We start from the raw sequence: 17,574 nt of genomic DNA on the forward strand, positions 1-17,574 counted from the left end.
GAGTGACCCAGCGGAGAGACGAGTGACGAGCACGCAGACCCCGCGCCGGGAGAAGGCCGGCCCGTCGGCCGCCGACGAGAAGCGCGGGATGCGCCTGACCCTGCGGGTCTGGCGGCAGAAGGACGCCTCCGTCAAGGGCCGGATGGTGACCTACCAACTCACCGACATCTCCCCCGACATGTCGTTCCTGGAGATGCTCGACGTCCTCAACGAGCAGCTGATCCTGGACGGCGAGGAGCCGGTCGCCTTCGACCACGACTGCCGCGAGGGCATCTGCGGGTCGTGCGGTCTGATGATCAACGGGTTCGCGCACGGCCCGCTGCAGACCACGACCTGCCAGCTGCACATGCGGTCGTTCAAGGACGGCGACACGATCGACATCGAGCCGTGGCGGGCCGCCGGCTTCCCGGTCATCAAGGACCTGGTGGTCGACCGTTCGGCGTTCGACCGCATCATCGCGGCGGGCGGCTACATCAGCGCCCCGACCGGCACCGCGCCCGACGCGCACGCCATGCCGGTGTCGAAGATCAACGCCGACGCCGCGTTCGACGCCGCGACCTGCATCGGGTGCGGCGCCTGCGTCGCGGCCTGCCCCAACGCCTCGGCCATGCTGTTCACCGCGGCGAAGGTCACCCACCTCGGCCTGCTCCCGCAGGGGCAGCCCGAGCGGGACAGCCGGGTCATCAACATGGTGGCGCAGCAGGACGCCGAGGGCTTCGGCGGCTGCACCAACATCGGCGAGTGCTCCGCCGTCTGCCCCAAGGGCATCTCGATGGAGACGATCTCCCGGCTCAACCACGACCTGCTCGGCGCGCTGCGCGCCGGCGGCGTGCCCAAGAGCTGAGACGCCGCATCCGTCGCCGAGGGGCGCCCACCCGGTCAGCGGGTCGGCGCCCCTCGTGCATCCCGGGCCGCCTCGATCCCGCGAGCGCCCCTGCATTGACACGTCCCGGCGGCCGAGCAGGATGCGGCCCAGCGGGGCGCACCGACGCCTCCGCGGACGCCGGCGCGCCCCACGCCCACCGACTCTCCGCTGCCGCGCCGGCCGAGCAGGGACAGGAGGACGGCCATGATCGTCGTGCGCTTCCGGGTGACGTGCCAACCGGACAGGACCGACGACGTGCGGCGCGTGCTGGAGGACGTCGTCGCACCGAGCCGGCAGGTCGATGGGGTGGTCAGCTTCGACATCGGCCGCGACGTCAGCGACCCGGACGTCTTCATCGCCACCGAGGTGTTCGACGACCGCGCCGCGCTCGACCGGCAGGAGTCGCTGGCCGAGGTGGCAAGCGCGATGAGCGTCCTGGAGAAGTCCCTCGTCGGACCTCCCGAGGCCACGGTCTACCACGTCTCCCGCGCCGAGCCGTACGGCGACTGAGAGCCGGGGGTCCGCCCGACCGCCGACGCCGGCCGGGCGTCAGCCGACCGGCGCCTCGACGGCGGAGTTCGACCCGAGCCAGGCCCAGAGCTGGTCGGGCGGCAGCGGCCGGCTGAGGTGGTATCCCTGGACGACGTCGCACCCGATGCCCGCCAGCGCGTCGACGGTCGCCTGGTCCTCGGCACCCTCGGCGACCAGCACGAGGCCGAGGGCGTGCGCCAGCCGCAGCGTCGAGACGACGATCGATTCGGCACGGGCGCTGCCCGACATGGCCGCGGTGAACGTGCGGTCCAGCTTCAGCTCGGTGACCGGCAGCACCGCCAGGTAGGCCAGGCTGGAGTAGCCGGTGCCGTAGTCGTCGATGGCGATCCCGACGCCGCTGTCGCGCAGCCGGGCGAGCACCCGCACGGCCCGCTCCCGGTCCTCCATGAGCAGGCTCTCGGTCACCTCGAGCACCAGCGCCGAGGCCGGCAGGCCGTGCTGTCGCAGCAGCGCGGCCACGTGGTCCGGGAACTGCTCGTCGACCAGGTTCGACGGGCTGACGTTGACCGCCACGGTGAGCCGCCGTCCGTCGTCCGCCCAGAGCCGGCACTGCGCCAGGGCGAGGTCGAGCACCGCCGTGGTGAGCTCGCCCATCAGCCCGGCGGACTCGGCGAGCTCGACGAACGCGTCGGGGAACAGCAGGCCCCGGGTCGGGTGCTGCCAGCGCACGAGCGCCTCGACGCCGTCGACGCTGCCGGTCGGCAGGGACAGCTTGGGCTGGTAGTGCAGCACCAGTTCCCCGGAGCGGACGGCGGAGCGGAGCTGCTCGACGGCCTCCAGCCGGTGCCGGCCCTGGCCGTGCGCGGCCTCGTCGTACACCGTGACGCCGCGCCGGTGGCTCTTCGCCTCGTACATGGCCAGGTCGGCGAGCTGCAGCAGCTCGTCGGCGTCGGTGGAGTGCTCCGGGCCGAGGGCCAGACCGAGGCTGGCGTCCACGGTGAGCTCCATGCCGCCGTGGCGGAACGGCCGGCGCAGCTGGTCGCGGAGGCGCCCGGCCAATGCGACGGCGCCGTCCCGGTCGAGGTCGGCCGTCAGGACGACGAACTCGTCGCCGCCGAGGCGGGCCAGCAGGTCGCCGGGGCGCAGCTGGCCGGCCAGGCGGGTGCCGACCTCGTGCAGCAGCGCGTCGCCGACCGCGTGGCCCAGCGAGTCGTTGATCTCCTTGAACCGGTCCAGGTCGACGACGAGGACGCCCAGCGTGCCGCCCTCGGCCAGCCGGCCCCCGGCGGCGCGCAGCGCCTCGTGGGCGCTGCGCCGGTTGGGCAGGCCGGTGAGCTCGTCGGTACGGGCCTGCCGCCGGCTGTCGGCCAGCGCCCGGACGTCGTGGAAGGTCAGCGCCGTGCGGCCGAGTGCCGCGAGGACGGCCCCGAGCGCCAGGACGCCGGCCAGCGGGTCGCCCTCGCCGAGGTGGCCGGCGAAGAGCAGGCCGGAGGCGGCCAGGGCGCACGCGCCGGGGACGGCGATGGCCGCCAGGCCGTCGAGCCGCCGCGCGCTGCCGCGCCGCGGGGACTGGCACGCGGCCAGGCCCAGGCAGGTGAGGGCCAGGCCCCACCCCAGGTCGAGCGGACCGCCCGCGACGTAGCTGCCCTCGGCGACCTGGACGACGTAGACGGTGTCGGTGACGACGAACAGCGCCATGCCACCGGCCAGCCACCACCAGCACCCGCCCGCGCCGCGGCCGATCACGGCGAGCGCCCCGGCGATCAGCACGAGCAGCAGCAGGTCGGCGACCGGGTAGGCGAGGCTGGTCGCGACGGCGGCGACGCCACCCGTGGCCGCCCGCATCGCCGGTCCGAGCGCGAACTGGACGGCCAGCGCCGCTGCGGTCAGGCCGGTGACCACGCCGTCGAGCCACATCGCGGGGGTGAGCCGGCCGAGCCGGGCCCGCAGCATGAGGAACAGCGCGGTGTAGGCCGTCGGGTACAGCAGCATGAAACCGGCGTCGGCCCACGACGGCCGCGGGACGACCGGCAGGTCGCGGTAGAACAGCTCGTGGAGGACACCGCCGGCGAGGTAACCGGCCACGCCCACGGCGAAGCAGGCCCACGCGAGCCGGTCACCGGCCGGGATGACGGCGCGCGACGCGAGCAGTCCGACCAGGCCGCCCATCATGACCAGCTTGCCGCCACCGGCGAGCACCCCGCCGGGGCCGGCGAGCCCGAGCCCGTCGGCGAGCAGGGTGGTCAGGTAGACCGCCAGCAGGCCGGCGGCGAGCAGCCGGACGACCCGCAGCGGACGGTCCGCGGGCCGGGTCCGCTCGTCGGGGCGAGAAGGCAGTCGCCGGTCGGCCATGGAGCAGGGATCGGCACGACGCGGCTCCCCCTGGAGGCTCGGCGGCGGTCGGGCCGTCGACGTTCATCCGGGCGGGGTAACCGCCCGGCGTCCGCGCCCCTCCCCCGAAGCGGCGGGGATCCGTACGGTGCGGCCATGGCGACGTGGGACGACGTGGCGCGGATCTGCGCCGCCCTGCCCGGCACGACCGAGGTCGAGTCGCGGGGGCTGCGCCAGTGGAGGGTCGGCGACCGGCTGTACCTCTGGGAGCGCCCGCTGCGCCCGCGCGACCGGGCCGAACTCGGCGCCGCCGCCCCGACCGGGCCCGTGCTCGGCGCGCGGGTGCCCGACGAGGGCGCCAAGCACGCGCTCGTCGCCGACGACCCGGCGGTCTACTTCACCACCGCCCACTTCGACGGCTACCCCGCGGTGCTCGCCCGCCTCGACGAGCTGGACGTCGCGGAGCTGGCCGAGCTCGCCGGCGAGGCGTGGGCGTGCCGTGCGCCGAAGCGGCTGCTCGCCGAGCGGGGCCCGGCCCGCCCGTGACCGCCTTCCGCGACCGCCCGCGGGTGCACGCCGAGACGGTGGAGCAGTGGCGCCGATGGCTGGCCGAACACGCGGACGCCGGCGACGGCGTCTGGCTGGTGTCCTGGAAGGCAGCGACCGGACGGCCGCGGCTGTCGTACGACGAGGCCGTCACCGAGGCGCTGGCCCACGGCTGGGTCGACAGCCGACCGGCCGCCCTCGACGACGAGCGCAGCATGCTGTGGTTCAGCCCGCGCAAGCCCGGCAGCGCCTGGTCGCGGCCGAACAAGGAGCGGGTGGAGCGGCTGCTGGCCGAGGGCCGCATGCGACCGGGCGGTCAGGCCGCCGTCGACGCGGCCAGGGCGTCGGGCACGTGGTCGCTGCTCGACGAGGTGGAGGACGGCGTCGTGCCCGGCGACCTCGCCGCGGCCCTGGCCGCCCACGACGGCGCGCGGGCGAACTGGGACGCCTTCCCCCGCTCGGTGCGCCGCGGGATCCACGAGTGGATCGTGCAGGCCAGGCGGCCGGAGACCCGCCGCGCGCGGGTCGAGGAGACCGCCGCCCTGGCCGCCCGCGGCGAACGGGCCAACCAGTGGCCGCGGCGCTGAGCGCCCCGCCGAGCGCCCCGCCGAGCGCCCCGCCGAGCGCCCCGCCGGCTGCCTGCCGAGTGCCCGGCCGCGCCCGGGGCGGCACGCCGCGGCCGCCGGACCTCAGGCCGTCGGCACGATCCGGGCCACGACGTCGGCCGGGATGAGACCTGCCCGGCCGAAGCGCTGCGCCGCCTCGACGAACTGAGGGTGCACGCCGCCGAGCTCGGCGAGCATCGCGCGGGCGGCGTCCTCCCGGCCGGCCAGGGCCGCGACGACCGCCCGCCACAGCACCTGGTCCGGCTCGGTCTTCGGGTCCTGCGGCCGCAGCTGCTCCAGCTCCCGGTCGGCGGTGAGCGGATCGCCGTCGATGGCGAGCTGGAAGGCGCGGACGACGTCCTGGTAGCGGGCGAGTTTGATCATCAGCGACTCGAGCTCGGCCACCGGCTCGACCGCGTCGTCGACCCGCAGGTCGACGACGGTGTCCCGCCAGGGACGCCCGGTGGTGGTGGCCCGGACGACGACGACGGCGGCCGAGCGCCGACCGCGGAAGTCACCGCCCTCCTCCTCGGCCGCGTGCAGCGCGGCGAGCAGCCGGGAGGCCAGCGACCCACCGGTGCCCTCGAAGCGGTGCACCATCGACTCCCACACCGCCGGTGCGGTGGCCATGTTGGCCAGCGCGACGCAGTTCTCGCCCTGCAGGTGCCCGGCGACCTCGACGCAGTCCCGGCCGGTGTAGACGGCCAGGTCGCCGTCGACGTCGAGGATGGCGACCTGGCGCCGCTCGGGGTGCGGGTCGACGCTGCTCAGCGCGGTGAGCGACTCGTGGGCGGTGAACCCGCCGCGCAGCAGGTCGAGGCCGACCTGCCCGTACATCGGCTCGGCCATCGACTGGGTGGCGATCACGCCGAAGCCGGGCAGGGCGAACGGGACGCTGTTGCCGACGGCGAAGGCCTGGGACTGGGTGGCGACGCCGACCTCACCGGTCTCGGTGTCGCGCGCCACGATCGAGTAGGTCACCGACGTCGCCTACCCCCGACCGGCCGTCGGACGCACATCGGCTCCGGCCGGCCACCAGCGGGCCACCCGGCACCCGGGATCCGCGGCTCCGCGCGCCGCGCGCCGCCGGCCGGCATCCCTCCGCGGGGTGAGCCCGTCGCCCGGTCGGCTGACACGCAGAGTGATCGATGCGTTACTGCTTGCCAACAGGTGGGCCGGCTCATCCCTGCGGGGGTGCCCGGGAGAACGGCGCTCAGGTCGGACGGGGTTCCGGCCGATCAGGCACGGGAGGAGGTGATCATGGTGACCGCAGCGACCGCCGAGGTGCCGCTGGACTTCCGGCGCGTCCGCGTCGCCCGCGAGACGCTCGTCGTCCAGGCGTTCTCGGCCCTGCTGCTCGGCGGCGGGTTGGCGGTCGCCTGGCCCCTCCTCGACGACGGGCCGTACCTGCCGTCCCCCGAGCTGCCCTGGTGGGCGCTCGCCGTCGCCTTCGCCGTCGCCGAGACCGCGGTGGTCTACCGGCAGGTCAAGCGCGAGGCCAAGAGCATCACCCTCAGCGAGGTGCCGCTGGTCATCGCGCTCTACCTGGCCTCGCCCGTGGCGCTGCTCGCGGGCCGCGCCGCCGGGATGGCGGCGATCAGCGTCCTGCACCGCCGGACCCCGGCGCTCAAGACGACCTTCAACGTGGCCAACGTGGTCGGCGAGACCGGCATCGCGATCGCCGTGTTCGCCCTGCTCACCCCCGCGGCCGGCGGCGTGGCGCCGATGACCTGGCCGGGCGCGCTGGCCGCCGCGGTCATCGCCAACGCCTTCGGCATCACCACGGTCAACCTGGTGATCGCCGTCTACGAGGGCCGCCCGGCCTGGCGGGCCCTGCTGCGCGAGAGCGTCGAGGGGCAACCCGCCGCCCCGCTGGCCGTGGCGGTCGCGCTGGTCGCCGTGACCGGGCTGTCGGCCTCCCCCGACACGGCGTGGCTGTTCGTCGCGCTGGGCGCGACCCTCCTGGTGGGGTACAAGGCCTACGGCGCGCTCGCCGACCGCCACATGCACTTGGAACGGCTGTACCGCTTCAGCCAGCGGGTCAGCGGTGCCCCCGGGATCGACGAGGTGATGGCCGGGGTGCTCGCCGAGGCGCGGGAGATGCTGCGCTCCGAACGTGCCTCGGCCGCGTTCGTCGGCGCCGACGGCGGCATCATCGCCCGGGTCCGGGCGGTCGGCACCCAGGTCACCCGCTCCGAGGAGCCGGCCACCGACGACGACGCCTGGCTGCTGCGGCAGGTCGTCGACGGGGGCGGCGCGCTGCTCATGCCGCGCCACGGTCGCGACGCGGCGGCACGGCGGTGGCTGGACTCGTACGGCATGCGCGACGCGGTCGCGGTGCCCCTGCGCAGCGGCGACGGCGTGATCGGCGTCCTGGTGGTGGCCGACCGGCTGGGCGACGTCCGGACCTACGAGCCGGGCGACGTGCTGCTGATGGAGACCATCGCCAACCACGCCAGCGTGGCCCTGCGGAACGGCGAGCTGATCGAGAAGCTGCGCCACGAGGCCCTGCACGACGCCCTGACCGGGCTGGCCAACCGGGTTCAGCTGCAACGGCGCCTGGCCGCCGCCCTGGAGGACGTGTCCGCCGGACGGTCCGCCGGCGCGGCGGTCATGATCCTCGACCTCGACGACTTCAAGGAGGTCAACGACACCCTGGGCCACCAGCAGGGTGACGCCGTGCTGGTCGAGATCGGCGCCCGGCTGGGCGGCGCGGTCGGGCAGGCCGGCCTGGTGGCCCGGCTGGGCGGCGACGAGTTCGCCGTCCTGCTGCCGGACGGCGCCGACGAGCAGCGGGCGCAACAGGTCGGCCGCCGGGTGCTGCGGGCGCTGGAGCAGCCGATCCTGCTCGACGGCATGGAGGTCGAGGTCGGCGGCTCCATCGGGCTCGCGCTCGCCCCCCGGCACGCCACCGACCCGGCCGCGCTGCTCAAGCGTGCCGACATGGCCATGCACGACGCCAAGGTGTCCACCCGGCGGCTGCGGCTGTTCGAGTCCGACCTGGACACCGACAACCCGCGCCGGCTGACCCTCGCCGCCGAGCTGCGCGCGTCGCTGCAGAACGGCGACCTGACCGTGCACGTCCAGCCGCAGGCGCAGCTGGCCGGCGGCGAGGTGACCGCCGTGGAGGCGCTGGTGCGCTGGCGGCACCCCGAGCTGGGCGACGTGCCGCCGGACCAGTTCATCCCCGTGGCCGAGCGCAGCGGGCTCATCGGCCCGCTCACCACCCGGGTGCTGGACCTGGCGCTGGCGGCGAGCGCCGGGTGGTCGGCCGTCGGGCACGACGTCGCGGTCGCGGTCAACCTCTCCCCGCGCAGCCTGCACGACGCCGACCTGGTCGACGAGGTGGAGCGGCTGCTGCGCCGGCACGGCGTGCCGGCCGACCGGCTCACGCTCGAGGTCACCGAAAGCGCGGTCATGGCCGACCCCGCGCGCGCGGTCGGCGTGCTCCACCAGCTGCGCGACCTCGGCGTCCGGCTGTCGGTCGACGACTTCGGCACCGGCTACTCGTCGCTGTCGTACCTCAAGCGACTGCCGGTGCAGGAGGTCAAGATCGACCGCAGCTTCATCACCGGCCTGGGCACCGACGGCGACGACCTGCCGATCGTGCGGGCCATCGTGGACATGGGCCGGCACATGGGCCTGGAGGTCGTCGCCGAGGGCGTCGAGGACCAGGCCACCGAGGAGCTGCTGGCCGCCATGGGCTGCGACCTGGTGCAGGGCTGGCACCTGGGCCGCCCGATGCCGGCGTCCGAGCTGGTGCCGTGGCTGCGCACCCGGGTCCGGACGCGCCGGGGTCGCGGCCCGCTGCGGGTGGTCTGACCGCACCCGCCACCCCGCGCCCCGGCGCTGTACCGGCCGACCCGGTCCGGGCCGTGGTCCCCGCGCGCGATGGAGGCCGGGACGGCAGGATGCGGGCGGTGACCCGCTCGAGCAGCAGCGCCGCCCGGACCGGCCCCGCCCGGACCCGTCGCCGGTGACCGTCCGGGTCGGCCTGGTCGGCGCCGGCGGGGTGGGCGCCCGGCACGCCCGCACGCTGGCCGGGTTCGACGACGTGGAGGTCCTCGGCGTCTGCGACGCCGCGCGCCCGGTGGCCGACGCCCTCGGTGCCGAGCTCGGCCTCGACGTGCTCGACGACCTCCCCGCGCTGCTCGCGCGACGGCCGGACGCCGTCTGGCTGTGCGTGCCGCCGTTCGCGCACGGCGACCTGGAGCTCTGCCTCGTCGACGCCCGGGTCCCCTTCTTCGTCGAGAAGCCGCTCGCCGCCGACCTGGCGGTGGCCGAGCGGGTCTCCGCGGCGGTGGCCGCGTCGGGACTGCCGACGGCGACCGGCTACCACTGGCGGCACCTGGACACCGTGGCCCGGGCGCGGACCGTGCTCGACGGCGCGGCGATCGGCCTGGTCGACGCGCGCTGGTGGGGCACCACCCCTCCCCCGCCCTGGTGGGGGAGGCTGGACCGGTCCGGCGGCCAGGTGGTGGAGCAGGCCACGCACGTGCTCGACCTCGTGCGGGTGCTGGCCGGCGAGGTGGTCGAGGTGGTCGGGGGCGCGTCTCCGTCCACGACCGAGGGCAGGGACGTGCCCGACGCGACCGCCGCGGTGCTCCGCTTCGCCTCCGGTGCCGTCGGCACGGCCAGCACCTCGTGCGTGCTGCCCGCGCTCACCGCGGCGGGCGTCGACGTCGTCGCCGCCGCCGTGGCCGTGCAGCTCACCGAGACCACCCTGCGGGTCCGTACCGGCGACGGCGCCGACCAGGTGGCCGCGCCGACCGTCGAGGCGCGCACCGCGGTCGACCGGGCCTTCGTGGACGTGCTCGCCGGTGGCGATCCCAGCGGCGACCTGGTCGACGTCGCCGAGGCGCTGCGCACCCACCGGTTGGCCTGCGCGGTGGCCGAGGCGACCCGGACCGGCACGGCCGTCCGTCCGGACGGCACGTGAGCGCCACCGTCCGCACCCTCGTCGTCCCGCGGCCGGGCGTGCTCGAGGTCGAGGAGGGCGACGAGCCGCCGCTGGCCGCCGGCCGGTTCCGGGCGCACACGCTGTTCACCGGTCTGTCGGCGGGCACCGAGCTCACCTGGTACCGCGGCACCAACCCGTACCTGTCCGCCGGGTGGGACGCCGACCTCGGCCTCTTCGACCGCGACCGGCCGGCCCAGGGCTACCCGGTGCGGCGGCTGGGCTACATGGAGGTCGCCCGGGTGACCGACAGCCGCACGCCGGCCGTCACCGAGGGCGGGCTGGTCGCCATGGCCTACGGGCACACGACCGTGCACCACGGCGACCCGCTCGCCGCGCACGTCGTGCCGCTTCCGGACGGGCTCGACCCGCGGCTCGGCGTGTACGTCGCCCACCTCGGGCCCATCTGCGTCAACGGCGTGCTGCACGCGGCGGCCGACGCCGGCGGCGGCCGGCTCGCCGACGGGGTGGCCGGCCGGCTGGTCGCGGTGACCGGAGGGGGCCCGATCGGCCTGCTCGTCGGGATGCTGGCGCGGGTGCACGGAGCCGCCGAGGTCGTCGTGCTCGACCCGACCGAACGGCGCCGCGCGGCCGCGGTGGCGCTCGGGCTGCAGGCCGACGAGGACACTCCGGACGCCGTCCGGGCGCTCAAGGCCCGGTGGCGGCACGGTCCGGCCGACCACGGCGCCGACGTGGTGTTCCAGTGCCGGGGGCAGGCCGCCGCGCTGGCCACCGCGCTGCGGGCGCTGCGGCCGCAGGGCACGGTCGTCGACCTGGCCTTCTACACCGGCGGGGCGGACGTCGTGGCGTTCGGCGAGGAGTTCCACCACAACGGCCTGACCGTGCGGTGCGCCCAGATCGGCCGGGTGCCGCGGGGGCTGGCGCACCTGTGGGACCGGCGCCGCCTCTCGCACGAGACGGTCGCGCTGCTGGCCGACCACGGCGCCGGGGTGCTGGCCCACCTGCTCACCGACGTCGTCCCGTTCGACGAGGCGCCCGGCTTGTTCGCCGACCTGAGCGCGCGGCGGCGGCACCTCATCTCGGCAGCGTTCGCGCTCCCGCCCCCGTGAGCGGCTCCGCGGCGTGCCCCAGCACGCGGCGGTGGGCACCGGCGCGGCGCACCACCTCGGCGTACAGCCGCTCGTAGGCGCCGGCCATCACCGCCGGGGCGAACCGGCGGCGGGCCGTCGCCAGGCAGGCGGCGGGGTCGAGCTCGTCGAGCCGCAGCAGCCCGTCGACCAGGCCGTCCTCGTCGTCGGCGAGGAACCCGGTGGTGCCGTGCTCGACCAGCGAGGGCAGGCAGCCGCGCGCCGTCGCCACCACGGGGGTGCCGGCCGCCATCGCCTCGCAGACCGCGGTCGCGCCGGGCTCCTCCCACTGGATCGGCACGAGCGCTGCGCGCGCGGTGCGCAGCAGGTCGTCCTTGGCCGGTCCCGCGACGCTGCCGATCCACCGCGCCCGCGCCCCGTCGAGGAGCGGCTCGACCTCGTCGAGGAAGTAGCGGACGTCGGGATTCGCGTGCAGCGGCGACGCGCGGTCGGCGAGCGCGGCCCGCAGCGCCGCGGCGTCGGGGCAGCCGGCGACCGGACCGGCCAGCACGACCGGGACCCCGGCCCGGGCGGCCGCCCGCACCCCGAGCGCCGTCCCCTTGAGCGGGGTGATCCGGCCCAGCGCGACCACGTGCGGCGCCCGCTCGAGCGGTCCGGCCGGCGCCGCGTGCGGGGACGGCGGCACGGCCAGCGGGACGGCGCCGAGGGCCTGACGCCGCAGCAGCTCCGGGCCGCGGGCCAGCTGGGACGCCGACACCCCGGCGAAGAAGACCCGCCCGCCGCCGTCGAACGCGGCGTAGAAGTCGGCGTTGCGGTGCAGGTCCCAGTGCAGCGTGTGCAGCACCGGCGGCGCGGCCGGCCCGAGGGCACCGAGCACGGCCGGGCCGACCACCTCGACGTGGGTGTGCACGACGTCGAACGGCCCGCCGTCGGCGGCGTGCGCGGCGATCGCGGCCACCACGGCCTGCTCGTGCGCGTGCGCGACGCCGACGACCTCCGGGTACGGACCGGCGAGCCGGTCGAACCGGCCGGTCGGGAAGGACGCGACGCGGCCGTCGGCCGGCAGTTCGCTGTCGCCGACCGTGGCCAGGACGACGGTGTGCCCGCGGCGGCGCAGCTCGGTGGTCAGCGTGGCGACGACGTTCTCCAGGCCGCCGTAGCCCCGCGGTGGCACGGGGAGCCACGGGCCGGCGTCCATCAGGATCTTCATGCCGTCGTCAGCACGCGCCCCCGCCGGCCGCGGCGGCCCGGGCGGCGCGGCGCGCGGTGTAGGCGGGCACCGTCCCCATCGGGGGCCGGGCGCAGACGCCGACGTCCCAGGTCACCGGCTCCACACCGGCCTCGGTGCGCACGTACTGGACGAGCGCGTCGCTGGTCACGCGGACGCCGGGACAGCGGGCCAAGGCCGTCTGCAGGATCTGCCCCGCCATGCGGCCGAGGGCCGCGTCGGACTGGTGGGTGTGCCGGCGGGTGCCCAGGTCGACCTGGCCGAGCGCGTCGATGCCGGCCAGGTCGGCCAGGTCGACCAGCAGCGCCAGCTCCACTCCGTACCCGGAGACGAACGGCACCCGTTCGAGCAGGTCCCGACGGCCGGCGTACTCCCCCGACAGTGGCTGGACGAAACCGGCCAGGCGCGGCCACAGCGCGTTGAGCAGGGGGCGGGCGACCAGCTCGGTGACCCGACCGCCGCCGGTCGGCACGATGCCTTCGGTGGTGCTCAGCGGGCGGTCGTAGAGCGCCTTGACGTACCCGAGGGCGCGGTTGGTCAGCAGCGGGCCGAGCAGGCCGACGACGAAGTGCGGGGTGAAGCAGACGAGGTCGGAGTCGACGAAGACGACGAGGTCGCCGTCGGTGGCGTAGAGCCCTTTCCAGAGGGCCTCGCCCTTGCCGGGCACCGGTCGGAGGTCGGGCAGCACCTCCTCCGCCCGGACGACACGGGCCCCGGCGGCGGCGGCCACCTCCGCCGTCCGGTCGGTGGAGCCGCTGTCGACGACGACCAGCTCGTCGACCAGCGGGGTGCGCACGACCAGCTCCCGGTGGATGGCGCCGACGATGGCGCCCACGGTGCGTTCCTCGTCGAGCGCCGGGAGGACGACGCTGACCGTGCAGCCCTGGTCCCGCTTGGCGGCCAGGAGGTCGGGCGCGCCGAAGGACGCGGCCGAGTAGGTGCGGCGGCGGAGCCACCGGTCGACGTCGCTGCGCACTCCGGGCGCCTCCCCGCTGGTCGGGCGGGTGACCGCCCCGGCCTGCGCCCACCGGGTCCTCCGTGCGGCGCCCGGTCACCATGCCCGATGAGGTCGGCGCGCGCCAGCGGGTGCCGCGCCGGACCGCGGCGGTGGAGCCGCGCCGGACCGCGGCGGTGGAGCCGTCCAGTGCGTCAGCGGCTCTGCAGCGCGTCGAGGGCGACGGCCATGCTCGCGGCGACGCGGAAGTCCAGCCGCGGGTCTGGCACCGTCACGGTGTAGCGGTCGCGGATGGCCTTGCGCCGCTCGCTGATCAGGACCGGTTGCCCGGTCGCGGTGTCGACGAAGTCGAAGTGGAAGACGAACGGGATCCACACGTCGCCCACGTAGGGGATCCACTGCCACACCCGGCGCAGGATGGCCAGGAGGGGCCGGCGCTCGCGGCCGACGGCCTGCAGCCCCGGCACCGACAGGTCCCAGGTGGAGCGCAGCAGGCTCGCGCCGAACTGCTTGCTGAACGAGCCGAGCACGGTGCCGCCCTCGTCGACGACGTCGTGCTCGGCGTGGACGTCGAGCACCTGCCGCGCCTTGAACGAGAAGACCCTGCGGGTGCGCGTCTCGTCGGTGAAGAAGTCGACCTGCTCCTTGAGCTTGAGCCGCTTCTGCTCGGCGAAGGCCATGAGCGGGCCCTCGCTGCCGTCTGGATTCGCGGCGCGGATCTCGTACCGGTTGACCATCAGCGTGATCCGCTGGGCGACGAAGAACTTCGGCACGACCATGGCGGCCTGAGGCCGCTGTTCGGCGGGACTGCTCACGAGCGCTCCTTCGTGGCCGGGAGTGGCAGGCGCCCATCCTCACCCACCGCGGTCACCGGTGGCCCGGTCCGGGGCCGGGCTGCTGCTGTTCGCGGGTCGAGACCACGTCGGTGCGCGAGCCGGCGGCCGCCGGCTCCTGACCGCGCCACCGAGCGCAGGCAGCCGCGCCCTGCCCCCGGTGGTGCGTGCGTCGGAACCGCCCGCCCGCCCGGTGCCCGGCCGGGCGGGCGGTCGCTCACTTGAAGGCGTCCTTGACCTTCTCACCGGCCTGCTTGAGGTTGCCGCTGGCCTGGTCGGCCTTGCCCTCGGCCTGCAGGTCGGGGTCGTCGGTGGCCCGGCCGGCCGCCTCCTTGCCCTCGCCGCGCAGTTCCTCGGCCTTGTTCTTCATCTTGTCGATGCCGCTCATGACCGGTGCGGTACCCCGTTCCGCCTGCGCGTACCCGCGCCCGGAGGATGGGACGGGCCCGGCGGCCGGCCCGCGGGGTGGCCGGTCAGCGCGTGCCGGCGAGATCGCGGCTGCGCTGCTCGGCGCCGACGTCGCCGTAGGGGTAGTCGGCCGCTGCGGGTCCGCTCACCTCGTCCAGCCGCCAGGTGTCGATCCCGTCGATCGAGACGTCGGCGGCGCCGAGGTTGTCACGCAGCTGCTCGGTCGTGCGAGCGCCCAGGATCACCGAGCTGACGCCGGGCCGGCCGAGCAGCCAGGCGAGCGCGACCTGCGCCATCGTGGCGCCGGTCGCCCCGGCGGCGTCCTGCACCGCCTCGAGCACGTCCCAGGTGCGCTGCCGCGCGCCGACCCGGTCGTAGGCCTCCATCCCCCGGCCCGGGTCCTCCCCCAGCCGGGTCGCCCCCGTCGGCCGCTGGTCGCGGGTGTACTTGCCCGACAGCCAGCCGCCGCCGAGCGGTCCCCAGGCCAGCAGGCCCAGGCCGTTGTGCAGGCACGCCGGCACGATCTCGAACTCGACGCCGCGGACCAGCAGGCTGTACGCGGTCTGCACGGTCACCGGCACGGCCAGGTGCTCGTGCTCGGCGAGGTCGACGGCCTTCTGCACCTGCCAGCCGGTGAAGTTCGACAACCCCGGGTAGCCGATCTTGCCCGCGCGCACCGCGTCGTCGAGGAAGCGGAGGGTCTCCTCGAGCGGGGTGTGCGGATCCCAGGCGTGCAGCTGGTACAGGTCCACGTGGTCGACTCCGAGCCGGCGCAGCGAGTCGTCGAGGGCGCGGCGCAGGTGCCGCCGGGAGTTGCCCACGGCGTTGGGCTCGTCGCCCATCGGCATGCGGCCCTTGGTGGCGAGGACGACGCGGTCGCGGACGTCGGACGGCCGGCTGGCCAGCCAGCGGCCGACGATCTCCTCGGCGGCGCCGGCCGAGTAGACGTCGGCGGTGTCGACCAGCGTGCCGCCGGCCTCGACGAAGACGTCGAGCTGCTCGTGCGCGCCGGCCTCGTCGGTCTCGGCGCCGAAGGTCATGGTCCCCAGGCAGAGCGTGGAGACCGAGCAGCCGCTGCGGCCGAGCGTGCGGTAGTCCATGGCGGCGCCTGTGCCCGCCGGGCGCCGGCTCCAATCCGCGCCGCCGCGGGACGGCCCGGTCCGCACCGCCGCGCACCGTGTGCGGCCCGGGCGTCCGGCGGGCTCCGAGCGCAGGCCGGCCGCGCGGCCGGCACCGCTTCGGTGCCGGCCGCCGCGTGTTCCCCGCTCCTGCGCCCCGGGGTCGTCAGCCGCGCCGGGAGAGCGCGCCCCGCAGCGAGTCGTGCAGGCGGGCGACCAGGCCCTCCAGCGCGCTGGGCTCGGAGCCCGGGCTCGGAGGCGCCGGCGGCAGGAGCACCCACAGCAGGAGGTAGAGCGGGATGCCGGCGCCGCCGGTGAAGGTCAGGACGAGGAACCCGACCCGCCACAGGACGGCGTCGATGCCGGTGTGCTCGCCGAGTCCACCGCAGACCCCGCCGAGCATGCGGTCGGTGCCGCTGCGGCGGAGCTCCGGACGCGACGGCTGCGGGGGTGGGAGCCGGTCACCGGCCGGGGAGGCGGGCGGTGGGGTGGGCGTGGGCGGAGGGGTCGGCGGTGGTGTCGGCGGTGGGGTGGGCGGAGGTGCTGTCGTCATGGCTCGAGCCTGCCGATCGGGGAGGCGCCGGACCATCGGGTGATCCCCGGATCCGTCCCTGATCTCCGGAGCACGTCCGCGCCGGGGGGTCCCCGAGGGGTGCCGCCACCGGACGCTCGGACGACCGCCGCCGTCCGGCCGCCGGGACCACCGCCACCGGGCCGCCCCGACCGCCGCCTCCGGCGCTCAGCGCACCCGCTGGCAGCCGAAGAAGCCGCGCTTGCGGATCAGCTCGGCCACCTCGGGCGGCACCATCGACTCCCACGTGGTGTCGTCGGTCGGGATCCGCCGCAGCACATCGCGGCTGAGGATGGGCAGGTAGTCGGGCTTGTAGTTGTCCAGGCCCACGAAGCTGCCGCGTCCGTTGAGGTAGTCGTAGAGCGGCTGCAGCTCGTCGGACACGCGGACCGTGTCGACCGTGACGACCTCGCCGTCGCGCAGCATCGGGTAGACGAACAGCCGCAGGTCGTTCTTGAGCAGCCGGCCGAAGCTCTCCAGGATCCCGCCGGGCAGGTCCGCGTGGTGCGCCTCGTCGAACAGGTCGATCAGGCTCGGCACGCCCATGACCATCCCGATCGGACCGTCGGTGCGCCAGGCCAGGTAGGCCCCGAGCCGGTGGTAGGCGACGTAGTCGGAGATGAGGGTGGTGAGCCCGCACGCCGCCATCAGGTCGGCGCGCGCGAGGAAGTCCTTGCGGTCGACGACGTCGCCGCCCGCCCGCAGGTTCGCCATGGTCAGCTCGGTGAGCAGCACGACGTCGCGGCCGGCCACCCGCGGGTCGTCGGCGAACGTGGCCCGGGCCGCCTCCAGCATGTCGATGTTGACCACGGTCGGCGGGCGGAAGCTGCCCCGCTCGACCAGCACCGCCTTCTTGCGCAGCGCCTCGCTCGGCTGCAGCACCTGCCGGTCGGGGCCGAGCATCGCCGCGCCGGACAGCCCGAGCTGCACGAGCGTGAGCGCCATCAGCCGGTTGTCGACCGCCCGGAACTCGATGCCCTTCATCTCGATCAGGTCGATCTCGATGCGCCCGGTGGTGAGCCGGTCGAGCAGGCTCTCGACCAGCCGCTCGGGCTCGTGGTGCTGGAAGAACGCGGCGTGCAGCAGGTTCACGCCGACGACGCCCAGGGCCTCCTGCTGCTGCGCGGCCTCGGCGTCGAGCATCCGCACGTGCAGCACGATCTGGCTCGGCTCGTCCCGCGGGTGCGACTGGAACTTGACCCCCATCCAGCCGTGGCACTCGTTGCCCCCGCGGTAGCTGCGCGCGACCACGGTGTCGGCGAAGGCGAAGAACGACGTGTCGTCGCCGCGTTCCTCGCCGAGCCGGTCGAGGTTGAGCTGGAACTCCAGGTCCAGCATCGCCTGCAGCCTGCCCTTGGACACGTAGCGGTCGGCCTTGCCGTAGACCGCGTCGCTGACCGCCATGTCGTAGGCCGACATCGACTTGGCCACCGTGCCCGCGGCGCCGCCGGCGCGGAAGAACCAGCGGGCGACCTCCTGCCCCGCGCCGATCTCCGCGATCGTCCCGTACCAGCGGAGGTCGAGGTTGATCTGCAGCGCCTTCTGCAGCGTGTCGACGCCGGCGTCCATGCGGGCCCCCTCCACGGTGCCGCCCCCGCCTGGCCGGCAGCCTAGCC

General features: G+C 75.6%; 16 protein-coding genes. 7 read left to right on the forward strand and 9 right to left on the reverse strand.

Annotation, left to right across the window (positions count from 1 at the left end):
• Nucleotides 1-22: 22 nt before the first annotated feature.
• Together OF117_RS08540 and OF117_RS08545 are read left to right on the forward strand one after the other, a co-directional pair.
• The gene (locus OF117_RS08540; RefSeq protein ID WP_263552404.1) at nt 23-844 is read left to right on the forward strand and encodes a succinate dehydrogenase/fumarate reductase iron-sulfur subunit; all 822 of its coding nucleotides are present in this window, start codon (nt 23-25) and stop codon (nt 842-844) included.
• Between the two features lie 225 nt (nt 845-1,069).
• A complete protein-coding gene (locus tag OF117_RS08545; RefSeq protein WP_263552405.1) occupies nt 1,070-1,375 on the forward strand; it encodes a putative quinol monooxygenase in 306 nt (101 codons plus the stop codon).
• Between the two features lie 39 nt (nt 1,376-1,414).
• On the opposite strand, the gene OF117_RS08550 is transcribed toward OF117_RS08545, so the two are convergent.
• Nucleotides 1,415-3,709: a putative bifunctional diguanylate cyclase/phosphodiesterase gene (locus tag OF117_RS08550; RefSeq protein WP_263552406.1), complete on the reverse strand. Its 2,295-nt coding sequence runs from the start codon at nt 3,707-3,709 to the stop codon at nt 1,415-1,417.
• Between the two features lie 135 nt (nt 3,710-3,844).
• Between OF117_RS08550 and OF117_RS08555 the strand changes: the two genes are divergently transcribed.
• Nucleotides 3,845-4,234 carry an MmcQ/YjbR family DNA-binding protein gene (locus OF117_RS08555; protein WP_263552407.1) on the forward strand — a complete coding sequence of 130 codons (390 nt, stop codon included), beginning with the start codon at nt 3,845-3,847 and terminating at the stop codon, nt 4,232-4,234.
• A complete protein-coding gene (locus OF117_RS08560; RefSeq protein WP_263552408.1) occupies nt 4,231-4,821 on the forward strand; it encodes a YdeI/OmpD-associated family protein in 591 nt (196 codons plus the stop codon). The genes OF117_RS08555 and OF117_RS08560 overlap by 4 nt, the downstream gene beginning before the upstream one ends.
• A 102-nt stretch (nt 4,822-4,923) precedes the next feature.
• Here OF117_RS08560 and OF117_RS08565 read toward each other — a convergent pair whose 3' ends face one another.
• Entirely contained in the window at nt 4,924-5,820 is an 897-nt protein-coding gene (locus OF117_RS08565; protein WP_263552409.1) for a DUF1028 domain-containing protein, read from the reverse strand.
• Between the two features lie 279 nt (nt 5,821-6,099).
• On the opposite strand from OF117_RS08565, the gene OF117_RS08570 reads away from it, so the two are divergent.
• The 3 genes from OF117_RS08570 (at nt 6,100) to OF117_RS08580 (ending at nt 10,866) form a co-directional block, all read left to right on the forward strand.
• Nucleotides 6,100-8,661, forward strand: a complete 2,562-nt coding sequence (locus OF117_RS08570; RefSeq protein ID WP_263552410.1) for a putative bifunctional diguanylate cyclase/phosphodiesterase — start codon at nt 6,100-6,102, stop codon at nt 8,659-8,661.
• A gap of 154 nt (nt 8,662-8,815) precedes the next feature.
• Nucleotides 8,816-9,778: a Gfo/Idh/MocA family protein gene (locus OF117_RS08575; RefSeq protein WP_263552411.1), complete on the forward strand. Its 963-nt coding sequence runs from the start codon at nt 8,816-8,818 to the stop codon at nt 9,776-9,778.
• Nucleotides 9,775-10,866 (forward strand): zinc-dependent alcohol dehydrogenase, encoded by a 1,092-nt coding sequence (locus tag OF117_RS08580; RefSeq protein WP_263552412.1) that lies wholly within the window; start codon nt 9,775-9,777, stop codon nt 10,864-10,866. The genes OF117_RS08575 and OF117_RS08580 overlap by 4 nt, the downstream gene beginning before the upstream one ends.
• On the opposite strand, the gene OF117_RS08585 is transcribed toward OF117_RS08580, so the two are convergent.
• The 7 genes from OF117_RS08585 to OF117_RS08615 all read right to left on the reverse strand — a co-directional run bounded on the left by OF117_RS08585 (nt 10,832) and on the right by OF117_RS08615 (nt 17,527).
• Complete coding sequence (locus OF117_RS08585; protein WP_263552413.1) at nt 10,832-12,055, reverse strand: glycosyltransferase; 1,224 nt, start codon at nt 12,053-12,055, stop codon at nt 10,832-10,834. The two genes, OF117_RS08580 and OF117_RS08585, sit on opposite strands and share 35 nt — an antisense overlap.
• Nucleotides 12,056-12,062: 7 nt before the next feature.
• Nucleotides 12,063-13,049: a glucosyl-3-phosphoglycerate synthase gene (locus tag OF117_RS08590; protein ID WP_263552414.1), complete on the reverse strand. Its 987-nt coding sequence runs from the start codon at nt 13,047-13,049 to the stop codon at nt 12,063-12,065.
• A 173-nt stretch (nt 13,050-13,222) separates the two neighbouring features.
• Nucleotides 13,223-13,843, reverse strand: a complete 621-nt coding sequence (locus tag OF117_RS08595) for a hypothetical protein (protein ID WP_263552415.1) — start codon at nt 13,841-13,843, stop codon at nt 13,223-13,225.
• Between the two features lie 235 nt (nt 13,844-14,078).
• Nucleotides 14,079-14,249, reverse strand: coding sequence for a CsbD family protein (locus OF117_RS08600; protein WP_263552416.1), 171 nt, complete (start codon nt 14,247-14,249; stop codon nt 14,079-14,081).
• Between the two features lie 85 nt (nt 14,250-14,334).
• Nucleotides 14,335-15,369 (reverse strand): aldo/keto reductase, encoded by a 1,035-nt coding sequence (locus tag OF117_RS08605; protein ID WP_263552417.1) that lies wholly within the window; start codon nt 15,367-15,369, stop codon nt 14,335-14,337.
• A gap of 184 nt (nt 15,370-15,553) precedes the next feature.
• Nucleotides 15,554-15,940: a PspC domain-containing protein gene (locus OF117_RS08610; protein ID WP_263552418.1), complete on the reverse strand. Its 387-nt coding sequence runs from the start codon at nt 15,938-15,940 to the stop codon at nt 15,554-15,556.
• A 186-nt stretch (nt 15,941-16,126) separates the two neighbouring features.
• On the reverse strand, nt 16,127-17,527 hold the full coding sequence (locus tag OF117_RS08615; RefSeq protein ID WP_263552419.1) for a TonB-dependent receptor: 1,401 nt from the start codon (nt 17,525-17,527) through the stop codon (nt 16,127-16,129).
• Nucleotides 17,528-17,574: the final 47 nt, after the last annotated feature.

The organism is Geodermatophilus sp. YIM 151500, from assembly GCF_025716945.1.
Classification (GTDB): domain Bacteria; phylum Actinomycetota; class Actinomycetes; order Mycobacteriales; family Geodermatophilaceae; genus YIM-151500.